The organism is Oligoflexus sp. (assembly GCF_035712445.1).
Taxonomy (GTDB): domain Bacteria; phylum Bdellovibrionota_B; class Oligoflexia; order Oligoflexales; family Oligoflexaceae; genus Oligoflexus.
The window spans coordinates 18,876-32,083 of sequence record NZ_DASTAT010000018.1 but is presented as its reverse complement, the minus strand read 5'-3'; the positions used below and the strand labels follow the sequence as shown (position 1 = coordinate 32,083).

At 54.7% G+C, this 13,208-nt stretch carries 10 protein-coding genes; 7 read left to right on the top strand and 3 right to left on the bottom strand.

The annotated features are described in order from the left end of the window. Nucleotides 1–15: 15 nt before the first annotated feature. Nucleotides 16–483 (bottom strand): DUF1036 domain-containing protein, encoded by a 468-nt coding sequence (locus VFO10_RS03250; protein ID WP_325137245.1) that lies wholly within the window; start codon nt 481–483, stop codon nt 16–18. Between the two features lie 289 nt (nt 484–772). Between VFO10_RS03250 and VFO10_RS03245 the strand changes: the two genes are divergently transcribed. The 7 genes from VFO10_RS03245 to VFO10_RS03215 all read left to right on the top strand — a co-directional run bounded on the left by VFO10_RS03245 (nt 773) and on the right by VFO10_RS03215 (nt 10,558). Next, nucleotides 773–3,085, top strand: coding sequence for a family 65 glycosyl hydrolase domain-containing protein (locus VFO10_RS03245; RefSeq protein ID WP_325137244.1), 2,313 nt, complete (start codon nt 773–775; stop codon nt 3,083–3,085). Next, on the top strand, nt 3,082–3,741 hold the full coding sequence (gene pgmB / locus VFO10_RS03240) for a beta-phosphoglucomutase (RefSeq protein WP_325137243.1): 660 nt from the start codon (nt 3,082–3,084) through the stop codon (nt 3,739–3,741). Before VFO10_RS03245 ends, pgmB begins: the two co-directional genes overlap by 4 nt. A 192-nt stretch (nt 3,742–3,933) precedes the next feature. Then, nucleotides 3,934–5,061: an SDR family oxidoreductase gene (locus VFO10_RS03235; RefSeq protein ID WP_325137242.1), complete on the top strand. Its 1,128-nt coding sequence runs from the start codon at nt 3,934–3,936 to the stop codon at nt 5,059–5,061. A 101-nt stretch (nt 5,062–5,162) separates the two neighbouring features. Beyond that, nucleotides 5,163–6,230 carry an MBL fold metallo-hydrolase gene (locus tag VFO10_RS03230; protein WP_325137241.1) on the top strand — a complete coding sequence of 356 codons (1,068 nt, stop codon included), beginning with the start codon at nt 5,163–5,165 and terminating at the stop codon, nt 6,228–6,230. A gap of 107 nt (nt 6,231–6,337) precedes the next feature. Next, nucleotides 6,338–7,417: an endonuclease/exonuclease/phosphatase family protein gene (locus tag VFO10_RS03225; RefSeq protein ID WP_325137240.1), complete on the top strand. Its 1,080-nt coding sequence runs from the start codon at nt 6,338–6,340 to the stop codon at nt 7,415–7,417. 55 nt (nt 7,418–7,472) lie between these two features. Beyond that, nucleotides 7,473–10,184 (top strand): ATP-binding protein, encoded by a 2,712-nt coding sequence (locus tag VFO10_RS03220; RefSeq protein ID WP_325137239.1) that lies wholly within the window; start codon nt 7,473–7,475, stop codon nt 10,182–10,184. 95 nt (nt 10,185–10,279) lie between these two features. Then, nucleotides 10,280–10,558 carry a hypothetical protein gene (locus tag VFO10_RS03215; RefSeq protein WP_325137238.1) on the top strand — a complete coding sequence of 93 codons (279 nt, stop codon included), beginning with the start codon at nt 10,280–10,282 and terminating at the stop codon, nt 10,556–10,558. Between the two features lie 8 nt (nt 10,559–10,566). Here the strand turns inward: VFO10_RS03215 and VFO10_RS03210 are convergent, their stop codons facing one another. Together VFO10_RS03210 and VFO10_RS03205 are read right to left on the bottom strand one after the other, a co-directional pair. Continuing rightward, nucleotides 10,567–11,907 carry a hypothetical protein gene (locus tag VFO10_RS03210; RefSeq protein WP_325137237.1) on the bottom strand — a complete coding sequence of 447 codons (1,341 nt, stop codon included), beginning with the start codon at nt 11,905–11,907 and terminating at the stop codon, nt 10,567–10,569. A 162-nt stretch (nt 11,908–12,069) separates the two neighbouring features. Beyond that, nucleotides 12,070–12,996: a hypothetical protein gene (locus tag VFO10_RS03205; RefSeq protein ID WP_325137236.1), complete on the bottom strand. Its 927-nt coding sequence runs from the start codon at nt 12,994–12,996 to the stop codon at nt 12,070–12,072. Nucleotides 12,997–13,208 lie beyond the last annotated feature (212 nt).

Here is a 13,208-nt window from a genome sequence, read left to right as displayed (position 1 = left end):
CTGAAACTCAGCCTCTCACCTCTCCGCCCTGGGATGATTCAAAGCGTTATTATGGGAACCGGTCAGCTGCGGTCCAATCACGACCGTATAATGATCGGGGAACTGACCGCTCAGCATATCAGGCACCCATACCGAGAAAAAAGCCCGATTCGTGCAGGCTGCTGTATTGTCCGCATAGGGAATGTTAAAGCCCGCATTCTGATTCACGCAGAAATAGTGATTGGCGCCCCACTCCTTGCCTGAACTTCCCGAAGCATAAACATAGTAGCGTGTATTCGTGAAATTGCTCGTCAGCTGCGTGCAGGCATAGGAACCGACATCATACCAGCCATGAGACACCCAGATATTACTTTCGAATCCCGCGTACGCGACACTCAAAGTATCCTCAGTTTCATTGCACACATAAAGTCCAGCGCCATAGCTGGGCGAGGCAGCTGTCAAAAAAAGAGCGGCTCCAAGAGCCATGGATTTGTATATGATCATAAACATGCTCCTATCAGGAGGTTCTCGATGGGCTTTCCATAACTCTCGTCCGCTTTGCTGAAAAGCTGGAGTCATTACCACGGTCAGTCTTATGGGGAATATTGAGAATGAGTTCGATTGCTATCCGTCAGTATCACGCTGACAGGGCGTCGCTCAGGGAGCAAGAGCCCTGAGCAGAAGCCTTTCCCGCACGTAAATTCTCAGTGAACACAACTAAACTGTAGCTTTCCTTTGCAAAGGGCCGGGCCTATAATCCAGCCGCTCTCGTATTGAGATAATGAGGTAGCTTATGTTTGATTTTTTTGAAGCCCATCCGTGGAAAATCGTAGAAAACGAATTGCGCCCCGATCATAAGCGCTTCTCGGAAAGTATCTTCAGTCTTGGCAATGAGCACATGGGACTGCGGGGATTTTTCGAAGAGGATTATTCCGGAGATACCTTCCAAGGATCGTACATCGCAGGTGTTTATTATCCCGATCCCACCAAAGTCGGCTGGTGGAAGAATGGGTATCCCGAATTTTTTGCTAAAGTCATCAACTCGACGAACTGGGTCGGCATGCATGTCTGTATAGACGGTGAACGCCTTGATCCAGCCCACGGCCAGGTGACTGATTATCGGGCCGAACTCGATATGAAACAGGGTCTTTTGAGCCGGTCCTACGTCTGGACCAGTCCCTGCGGCAAGAAAGTGGCCGTTTCTTTCCAGCGTTTCCTGAGCATGGCCGATGTCGAGCTGGGCGCTGTTCGCTGTGAAATCAAAGCCTTGTCGGGTCCTCTGTCGATCGTCGTCACGCCGTACCTGGATGGTGATGTGCGTAACCTCGATTCGAACTACGGTGAAAAATTCTGGGACGCCGCGGGTCATGGAGCCAAAGAGGATGCGCTTTATCTGAAGAGCATTTCGAAGAAAACCCACTTCGAAGTCGCGACGGCCATGAGCTGCCGCTTTTTGCATCGCAATGATGAGCACGATCTTTTGCCTCAATCCTGTTCGCAGCCCCATCGCGCCGAAGCAGCTTACGCGGTGGGCCTTGCTGAAAATGAGACCATGGCCCTCGAAAAATTCGTGGCCGTGCTCACCTCACGCGATCATGAAGCCGGCGACCTGATCGACCTCGCCTGCAGGAAAGTCCTTCAGGCGAAAGAACTTGGCTTTAATCCCCTCTTTTCGAATCATGTGGCCGTATGGGATCAAAAATGGGCGGAAGCCGACGTCATCATTGAAGGTGATGTGAAAGCGCAGCAGGGCATTCGCTACAATATTTTCCAACTGCAGCAAACCTATGCTGGCCGCGACAGCCGTCTGAATATCGGTCCCAAAGGTTTCACCGGCGAAAAATACGGCGGCTGCACCTACTGGGATACGGAAGCCTTCTGCTTCCCCTTCTATCTTTATACGAACAAGGAAGTGGCGCGGAATCTTCTCGTCTATCGCTATAACCATCTGGAACGGGCCAAGGAGAATGCTCGCAAGCTGCAGCTCAAAGGCGCTCTTTATCCCATGGTGACCATCGACGGGCGCGAATGCCACAACGAATGGGAAATCACCTTTGAAGAGATTCACCGCAACGGCGCCATCGCCTATGCGATCTATCATTACACCGAATACACAGGCGACACGGAATACCTTGATTCCATGGGTATCGAGGTCCTGATCGAGCTGAGCCGCTTCTGGGCTTCGCGCGTGTCCTATTCCGAACCCAAGCAGAAGTTCGTGATCCTTGGCGTGACCGGGCCGAACGAATACGAAAACAACGTCAACAACAACTATTACACCAATATGCTGGCGCAATGGACCCTTTCCTATACGCTGCAGGAACTCGACCGTCTGGAGCGCACCAAAAAAGATCTGTTCAAAGATCTTCAGGATCGCACGCAGCTGACCCGGCAGGAAGAGCTGCAGTGGCTGAATATCCAGCAGAAGATGTACCTGCCGCGGGATGAGGAGCGCCGCATCTATCTGCAGCAGGATGGTTACCTCGACAAGGAACAGAAACTGGTCGCCGATCTGCAGCCCGGTGATTATCCTTTGCATAAGAACTGGTCGTGGGATCACATTCTGCGTTCGCCTTATATCAAGCAGGCTGACACCATCCAGGCCTTCTACTTCTTCCCGAAACTGGTCGACCGCGCCGAGCTGCGCCGCAGCTTTGATTTCTATGAACCCCGCACGGTTCATGAGTCCTCGCTCTCGCCTTCGGTCTATTCGATCGTCGCCAGCCTTGCCGGTTATGAGGAGAAAGCCTATGAGCTTTATCTCCGAACCGCACGTCTCGATCTTGACAACTATAACCACGATACTGAAGACGGCTGCCATATCACGAGCATGGTCGGCAGCTGGCTTGCGATCGTGCAGGGCTTCGCGGGTCTGCGCTTTGAAGGCAATCAGCTGGCTTTCGATCCTTATCTGCCCCAGCAATGGAGCGGCTACAGCTTCAAAATCAACTATCAGAATCGCCCGCTCAGCATCACGGTAACGTCCGGCGAATTCGTGCTGAAGCAACTCTCAGGTGATCCCATGATTGTGAGAGTCGGCAGCAAAACCTTCCCGCTGAGTCCGTCGCAGGCTGTGCTGGCGCCAACCCGGAGGGCTGAGGCATGAGATCACGCTTCGCGGCCGTGATTTTTGATCTGGACGGCGTGCTGACCGACACCGCCCGCTTTCATTACCTGGCCTGGAAAGAGATGGCGAGCGGCCTTGGCATTACGATTGATGAAGCCTTCAATGAAACGCTGAAGGGCATCGATCGCATGTCATCGCTGGACCTCATCCTTGAGCATGGCAAGGTGCAGCTGCCTCTGGCCGAAAAAGAGCGGCTGGCGTTTGAAAAAAACGAGCATTACAAGGAACTCACGGCCTCGATGACCCGCAAGGATCTTCTGCCGGGAGCCCTGGAACGCCTCGATGAACTGAAGACCCTCGGTGTAAAAATCTCTTTGGCTTCGGCGAGCAAAAATGCGCCGGCGATACTCGAAGCTCTCGGTATCCCGGGCTACTTTGATTCGATCGCCAATCCTGCACTGGTGGCTCGGGGCAAACCCGCACCGGATATTTTCCTTCTGGCGGCGGCTCCTCTTGGAGTCCGGCCCGAGGAATGCCTGGGCGTTGAAGACGCCGAGGCCGGTGTGGTCGCTATTAAAGTGGCCGGTATGCAGGCCCTGGGGGTCGGGGATCCCAAGGTTCTCGCGGCTGCCGATCGCGTGGTTTCGGGCCTGGATACATTTAAATTTGCTGAACTTTTTGCCGAGTGGCGATAACCCGGTAAACGCCCAGATCTTCGCAGAGGCATCGCTCTTTGAATGCGATGGCCTTTGCGGAGATTTTTTTTATATACGCTTTCCCTCACACTGGCACGAAATCTGATAGCAGAATCCAGGCCGCCCTGCGTCACACGAAGGGACGGTCACGAATCAAAAACGTCTTCGATTCAAAAGCAACGGAGGGTTGTTATGAAGCGATCTATCAAGGATTCTGTTGTCGTTATCACCGGAGCATCGAGTGGAATAGGCCGCGCGGCGGCTCTGGATTTCGCCCGCAAAGGCGCACGTCTGGTCCTTGCCGCCCGCGGTGAAGAACAGCTTCAGGCTGTGGCCAATGAATGTCAAAGCCTTGGAACCACCGCAATGGCTGTTCCCACCGACGTCAGTGAGCGTGAAGCTGTCGAGCAGCTGGCACAAAGGGCCATTGAAACCTTTGGTGGCATCGATGTGTGGGTGAACGACGCCGCCGTGTCTCTCTTCGGACGTCTCGATGAAGTGCCCTGGGATGACTATCGCAAGGTCATCGAAACCAATCTCTTCGGCTATATTCATGGGGCTCGGGCTGTGCTCCCGCATTTTCGGGAACGCGGCCGCGGGGTCATGATTAATATTTCATCCATGGTCGGCAAGACCGGAGCCCCCTATATCAGCGCCTATGCCATCAGCAAGGCGGCTATTATCGGGCTTTCGGACAGTCTGCGCCAGGAACTCATGGATACGCGTGACATTCATGTTTGCACGGTGCTGCCGGCATCCATCGACACGCCGATCTTCCAGCATGCCGCCAATTACATGGGAAAAGCTGTTAAACCCATGAGCCCCATCTACGATGTGGAGGCTGTGGCCCAGCAAATCGTAGACCTTGCCGTTCACCCCCGGCGCGAGGTTTATGTGGGCGGATCAGGCCGCCGCATGGGGCTTCTGAGCCGTGTAGCCCCTGGATTTGCGCAAAGGATCATGGCCCGTCAGGTGCGGAAGGATCATTTTTCGAAAACCCCGGCCGATGCCAGGGAGGGCAACATTCACCACCCCATGCAGGAGATTTCCGGGCCAACCGGTCACTGGCGTGAGCGTTCAGACACCCACAAAGGCACCATGATCCTTGGCCTTGCAGTTCTTGGAATTGGGATCGGCGCTCTGATCGCCTATCGCCGGGGTATGCTGCCGACGCTCACCAAACGCGCTGGGCTTCATGGGTTCAAAGCCCTTGCGAACACAGCCGTGATGCGCATTGCCGAAGGGCTGCATCAGTCCAACAAGTTCCGCCGTCAGACTGTTCGCCGCATCAAAAAACCTGTGCTCCGTCTTGTCAGCTGAATCTCAAGCCGCGCTGGGGGCGCGGCTGCCTTCATGCACACCTCATAAAGATTTATGCTATAATTTCAGCTTCATTATTCCAAATCCTCACAGGACATCGGATGCATCTCGCAGAAAAACGTCGGGCCCGGATGGAGCGTTCTCCTCAATGGCAGAACGGAAAATTTACCAATCCACTCGAGCGCACTCAGGCCTCCAGAATCTCTCTTTTGCGGCAGATCCTTTTTGGAAACCCCAATCCCACGCGTCCCAAGGAAAGAATTCCCGTAGAGGCTCGCAGACGCAGCGACTTCGACAATTCCCCCGACCTGCGAACGACCTGGCTCGGGCATTCCACGATGATCGTGGAGATCGAAGGCAAACGTCTCCTTTTGGATCCCGTCTGGGGTCAGAGGGTTTCCCCCTTTTCCTTCGCGGGACCGGAACGCTGGTACCCGTCTCCCCTTCCCATCGAGGAACTGCCGGACCTCGATGCCGTCCTGATTTCCCACGACCACTATGATCATCTCGATTATCCCACGGTCCAAAAGCTCAAAGGCCGCAAACTCCATTGGGTCGTGCCTCTGGGCCTGGGCGGCCACCTTGAAGGCTGGGGCGTGCCCGCACACAGCATTGTGGAATTGGACTGGTGGGAAACCTTCGTCCTATCCGGCCTGACCATCACAGCCACACCCGCCCGACATTTTTCAGGTCGCGGTCCTTTGGATCAGGATAAAACCCTTTGGTGCGGCTTTGCCGTGAGCGGAGCCCATCACCGCGTTTATTACAGCGGGGATACCGCACTTTTTCCTGAACTCAAGGACATCGGCCAGCGCCTCGGACCCTTTGATCTGACCATGATTGAAGTGGGCGCTTACGATCGGCATTGGACCGATGTGCATCTTGGCCCGGAGCAGGCCATACGCGCCCATCAGCTGGTACGCGGAAAAATTCTTCTGCCGGTGCACTGGGGACTTTTCAGTCTTGGTTTCCACGGTTGGACGGAACCTATGGAACGCGTGCTGGCCGCCGCCGAGCGGAATGCTGTGAATGTGGCTGTTTTAAAGCCCGGTGAAAGCATCGTCCCGCCTCATCTTCCGCCCATGATCAAGTGGTGGCCCGACCTCCCTTGGCGTGATGAAGAGGCCGATCCTATTCGTTCCTCGGGTGTGGATCATCTTATGAAGTAGGGGTTCCTGCTGAATTCAACCCATGCATGAGGCTGGTGCTTTCACGAATTGACGGAAAGCTTATCCCTAATGATGATCGGCATCATTTCATTGAAGAGGGATAGGCTATGTTGCGAAATACTCTGCTTGGGACCATACTTCTCGGAAGCTCGGCACTTGCCACCATGGGCGCGGCCCCAACGTCCAAAACCTTTACCGTCATGACCTGGAATCTTTACTTCGGCGCGGACACCGCACCCATTCTTTCCGCCAAGACCATGGATGAATTGGCCAAACGCGCCGACGCGGCCTGGAAAAATCTTGAGGCCACCCGTTTCAAAGAGCGGGCCGCGGCCATTGCTGATCAGATCGCCATCGAGCAGCCTCACATGATTGGTCTTCAGGAGGTCGCTCTGCTGCGCGTTCAATCCCCAGGTGATCGTCTGCGCGGTGGAATGGAGCCCGCCGAAACCGTGGTTTTGGATTTTGAAGCCATACTCCTGTCCGAGCTGCAGGCGCGAGGCCTTGATTATAGGGTTGTAACGCGCGTGGAAAATGCCGATGTGGAAGTGCCGCGAGCCAATGCCACCAAGGATGACGTTCGCCTGACCGATCATGATGTGATCCTCGCGCGGGGTGACGTCGAAGCCGATGCGTCCGCGCTTGGCAACTATCAGACGGCTTTGTCCGTGCCTTTCCCGGATGGAAAATCAAATGTGACAGTCAGCCGAGGCTATGCGATCGCCAATGTTCGCTGGATGGGTCAGGACGCAAACTTCGTGACGAGTCATCTTGAAATTTCATCGTTCGAAGCCATCCAGAAGCAGCAGGCCGCGGAGCTGATGGAAATTCTCGGCAATCCCTCCATCCCAACGATCCTGGTCGGTGACTTCAATTCCAATGCCGATGCCGAGGGCACGCAAAAATCCAGCTATCGCCTGATCACCGAGGCGGGCTTCCGTGATGCCTGGACGAATCGCGTCGACAAACAGGCCCAGGGCTTCACCTGCTGTCAGACGGAAACCCTTGCCAATAAAACGTCGAATCTCTCCGAGCGCATCGACCTGATCCTGACCAAAAATGCCGGCTCCTGGCTCGCCCAGGACGTGGACATCCGGGTGCTGGGGGCGAAGCCTGAAAACCTCACCAAAAGCGGCCTTTGGCCTTCGGATCATGCCGGTGTGGTCGCCCGGTTTACGGTAAAATAAAGCCTCTTGATGGATGCTGCGAATCATCCGATGAACCTACGAAGGAGCATGTCACGTGCCTTGCGTCTGGTTCATCATCGCCATCCTTTTCTTCGCGCCCCAGGCCAGGGCCCTCGAGGCACCGGGGCCTATGAATCTTGCCGAACCAGAGACCTTGAACTGGGCTCTCTTCGATGATCCTCAGGGGCTGCACGACTGGGTGAAAAGCTCGTGGCGTGCCTTGGCAAAAAACCAGGAATCGGTCGAAAGAGTCCGCGCCTTCGCATTTTACGCGCAACTGGTTCTTCAATGGAGCTACACCTGGGATGAGAAGGAGGACCTGAACAAAACCGCGGAAGCGTATCTGAAGCTCTGCCTTGATCGCGGCTGGACCGAGGAATACCTGCATCTCTACACCTTATTCCGCCATCCCTCGCTGACCAAGGAAAACGCTTCATCCGCGGAAATCACCCTTTACTACCAGGACACCCTCCAAAAAATCCAAAGCATGGGCGGGTCACGCCACCGTTATCTTCAAACAAAGATGCGCTATGCCCAGCATCTCGAAACCATCGGGGAGCTTCAGGAAGGGCTCCGCCTTGCGAAGGAAACCTACGAGGCCATGCAGACCGCTCCTGATGTTCCCGCTCTCACAAAGTTGGTAAACCTCATGGATATAGCGGATTTCTTTAATAAAACCGGCGAGTTTGAACGCGCGAAAACGATCTGGGACATAGCCTATAGGGAGTTGAAGCAGAGTCGACTCAGAAACCTGACCCTGGTGCAGATGAATGTCCTCGGCCATCAGTACTTTCGTCAGCACACGCCCGAGGGCTATGAGAAGGCGGCCACCTTTTATGAGCAGGCTTTGAAAGCGGCTGAAGACCTTCATGATCAAACTCAGATGGCCTACGTTTATATTTCCCTGAGCCGCCTTGCCTGGAAACAGAAGTCCCATAAGGCCGGCATTCAGTTCGCAGATAAGAGCCTCGTCGTTCTGGAACGCGAGGGCGACTCCGCCTGGATAGGCGAGGCCTATCTGCAGAAATCACGCAATCAGCTGGAGCTTGGTCTCTATGAGGATGCCCTTGCCAGCGTTCTGAAGGCTCAGAGGAACTATGATCCCAATAATCTTTTCGATCAAAGATATGTCGAGCAGATCAAGGCCGAAGCCTTTAAGGGACTGAAGCGTTTTGATGAAGCCTTCGACGCTCTGAAACTCGCGAATGAGATCGACACGAAGCTGACCAAGGAACAGTCTCATTCCGAGGTCAGCAGTCAGCTCGCGGACCTCGGCCTTCAGGTGGAGCAGGCGAAGAGCAAGGCTCTGGGTCGGGAAAATGAGCAAAAGGAAACCGAACTCAAAGCGGCGCGCCGATTCAAAATCATCCTGATCGCGCTGCTCGTGCTTGCGGTCCTTGTGATCGGCCTCATGATTTTCTCGCTGCACGAGAAAAGACTGCTCGCCATCAGTCAAAAGCGGGTTCGCGCCATCCTTGATCACATTGATGAGGCTATCGTTCTGATCAAGCCCGATCTTACAATCGAAGCGGAATACTCACGTTATCTTGAGTCCCTGTTCACGTCGACCTCAGAACCTATGAAAGACGCCCATGCGATCCGCGATATTATCCGTCCTTTCATGTCGAATACAGATGATGCCACCGTGATGCAAAATTCCCTGGAAGCCTGCTTTCATGAAAACCGCACCGTTTGGGATCTGAATGAAGGTCATATGCTGCAGGAGAGTCAATGCTTCATCAGCGGTCATCTGCGGTTCTTTTCCTTTCACTGGCAGCCGATTTTCGATAGTGAATCACGACTGATTCGTGTGCTGCTTGGCATTCGCGATGTCACAGCGCGGAAGACGATGGAGGCTGAATTTGCCGAAGCGAGGCAGGAAAAAACGCGACTCTTCGAAAAGGTCCAGGAACTTCTGAGTGTCGATCGCTCCCAGGTCGTCCAGCTGCTCGATCGCATGGCGGCGCTTAAACAGCAAAATGACCTGAGTCGCATCCGTTTTGAACTGCATGGCATCAAAGGCCTAGCCCGCACGCTTTCCCTGCGTCAGCTGGCAGAGGCGGTTCATGAAATGGAATCCGCGCTTAAGGAGACGAAGTCACCCATCAACTGGCAGCCGCTGGATGCCCTTGCCCAAGGCTACCGGCACATTCTGGATGAAGTCCTGGTCTCACACGAATCCCGCATGCCAACCGAGGCTGGTCTGGCCGCGATCGTGGCTGCGCTTCTGCCTGATCTGCGGCAAAGGGCACAGGCTCTGCCCCTCGAATGGCAAGGCATCGAACTCGATGATCAGATCAGCCACTGGGATTCCCAGGAGATGAATACCGTGCGCGAGCTGCTTCTACACGCCACCAGCAACAGCCTTGATCACGGCTACAAATTCCCGAGGCAAAGGGGCGAAGCCGTGGCCCCCTTTCATCTGCGCATTCACTGCCGCGAGGATCAGGGTCTTCTGAGACTCCATATTCAGGACAAAGGAGCCGGTATCAACTGGTCCGCTCTGGCCGACAAAGCCCGACGTCTTCAGGTCGAGCACCAGACTCAGGCCGATCTCACCGCTGTCCTTTTCATGGAGGGCGTCACAACGGCCACACAACTCACGACCACCAGCGGCCGCGGAGTCGGTCTGAGTGCCATGAAATACAGCCTGGAACAGCGCGGCGGTCACATCGAAATCCAATCGCAACCCGGCGCGGGAACTGAAGTCATCTGCACCTGGCCCCGCCAGGCATCCAGGGCCACGCCGCATGACGCGGCGTCCTAGTCCAGGACCAGCTCCCAGGTAATCCGGTCCCCATCGAAGTCTGGTCTCATTTTTGCTATTCTCCCTTCCGGGTTCGAACCAAAGGGGGCTCACTCATGTTCCGCACACTCTTTCAACTGCTTGTCCTCGGCGTCCTGGCCGTGCTTGCCTATGAATTCTTTACCGGCGATAAATCCCAATCCTGGAGTTACTGCGGCAGTGACTTAAGGAAGGAAAAACAAAAAATGGAACGCCTCGTGGATCAGGCGAAAAAAGAAGTCGGAAGCGGGGCCGAGGTCACCTGGAAAGAGGACGCCTCGTGCATCTCCGCAACTGTTAAAAACAACAGAAGGCTCTCCTCCTTTCTCATCAATAAAGTCAAGAGCACCTTCTGATTCTCCTATCAACGCCCCAAAGGCGGCGCCTCCAGGCGGATCACTCCAAAGCGGGAAAGAAGCCCCTCTGCCGAGGCCCGACCCGCAGCCAGTATCTTCCCATCAGGCTGCACCAACACTGCATTCGCGTGATCAACACCTGATCCAAAACCAGCCACGACCGCACCCGTCCCCAGAAAACTCTCATCCAAACTTCCATTCGGCTGGCACATCAGCACCATGAAATCCTCATTCCCATGATGTCCCGCCAGAACAAGCTTTCCATCTGCGCGTCGCGCCATCGCATAGACCCCGGTCGACGTCACGAAATCATAAAGAGCCCCGCCGCCGTTGCCAAAACCCGCATCCAGATTTCCATCCGGCAGATACTGCGCCAGCGCCACTCCATATCTTTCACAGGGATTCGGAAAGCATCCACCACTCACCTGCCCCACGCCGGCCGCCACGATTCTCCCATCCGGCAGAAGCGCCAGGCCTTGCGCCCTATCCGCGCCTCCTGAAAAATCCGTCGTAACAATGCCGCCGCTGCCAAAGCCTGCATCCAGGCTGCCGTTCACGTTATACCGGACCAGGGTGAAATTCTCATCCGGTCCCGTGGTCCAGCCATTCCCAGCGACCAGGATTTTTCCATCCGGCTGTACAAGGACAGCATTCGCGCTGTCCTGCCCTCCAATATCGGTGACCACAATCCCATCCCCACCAAAACTGGTATCAAGGTGTCCATCCGGCAAATAACGAGCGATCGCAAAATCAGCCAGGAACGTTCCCGTCACTCCAGCAACAATAATCTTTCCATCCGGGGCGATCACAACAGCGTTGGCCCCATCATTCACACCCGCACCTGTCTGCGGATATATCGGAGTCAAAACGCGACCGCCCTGACCAAAGCTCGTATCCAGTTTTCCGCTGTTCTCATAACGCACCATAGCAAAAGTATCGTGCGCGTAATTCAAATTCCGCGCCGCGCCCACCACCACAATTTTCTGATCATTCTGAATCGCCACAGCCTTGGCAGCCGAACCGAAATATTCGGTAAACCCTGTGATCACCTTCCCACGATCCCCGAACGATGGATCAAGGTTCCCATCGGGCATAAGCCGCATGACCGCAAAGTCCACCAGCTTCTGGGGGCTTGGCCGCCCCGAACCCATCACAATAATGCGCCCGTCGCGCTGCAGAGCCATCCCATAGGCTTCCCCATCACCCGCGCCGACATCAAGGCTGCTCATGCCGCCGCTGCCAAAGCCGGGATCAAGCTCTCCATAGGCCCGTGGTGATGCTGCGGCCTGCTGAGCCGCAAGCAGTGCCGTCACGAAAAATCCGTCTCTCGCATACTCGAATATCTTCATTGTCACCCTCATGCTTCCATGCAAGCAGAGATAGCACCATGTCCAACCCTCTGCAACCTGGTGCCCCTACCAGGCCTTGGCCTCCGAAAAAATTTGCAGGCGCGGCTTTAGACTGACGGAGACCACCAACCTCCTCTTCATCATTCGCAATGGCTGAAGCCTTCAGGAAGCGCCCATGACATACGATGGAAACGTAACACCGGCATCCAGAAAAATGTTCACCATTTCCGCCAGCAGCCGCAGCCGCGTGTCACGGTCCTTCTCCAGGGAATCCAGGGCCAAGGCACGCTGATCATAATAGGCAATCAGCATCTCAAGGACCATGCGCATGCGCAAAGCGGTGAGCTGGTCCTGCCCCATCTGAAACACCCGGCAGTCGAGGAAAAAGTTCGCGACCTTGGGTCTGAAATCCCCGTTCTTCATCCAGATCAAAGGATTCCGACCATAGGCCCGCACGGCCTCCACCATTCGATTCCCGGCCTTTTCATAGAGGGCATCCAAACCATGAATGATTTTTTCAATCGCCAGTTTCTGGTGCCGCACCGTGCGGAGCGAACCCAGATGCTTTTGCATTTCGAAAAAAAGTTCCTGCCCGAGCTGTTCATAAGCGTCCAGCGCCTCATCTTTGACCTCGTCATCGAAGAGATTGAGGGCAATGCCCCGCACCAGAACCAGCTTCTGCGGCTGGGGCCTGCGCACCTCGCGAAGCTCTTCCACGATGCGCGCGATTTCCTGACCAACGATTCCCGCCTGCTTGTAACGGCCTAGTTCACGGAAGCAGGATTGGATCAGCTGAAGGACGAAGACTTCCTCTTCACGATCCTGATCAGGCGCTTCACAGATATACCGCTTATATTGATAGTTCGAACGCAAAGCCAAACTTGGATTGGATTCCATAAGGACACGATTGAGATGTTCCATAGCATCACGCCGCAACTCAGAGGACAGTTCGAATGCCAAACAAAGGTAACGGTCCACAAGGGTCGGGTGATAAGGCTGACGGCTAATGTGATTGAGAAAATCAGTCAAGCCACCTTGGGTATTGCTCATGGCTGCATCATCCTCCAGACTGCGGCGCAGAGACTTCATATGCAAAATTCACAGGATGTTTGTCGGATATTTACCCCTTATCTTTAGCCATCTCCCAAAAATCAATATTTATTACTTATAATTTAGTCACTTATAAATACATTCCCAGGCCTCATAATTCCGGTCATGTGCAAAATAAAATGCTTCTGCATCCGATTTCCCGAAGCAAAATTCTGTCACTGTCGTCCTCAACGTCTGCAATTTTTTTCGCA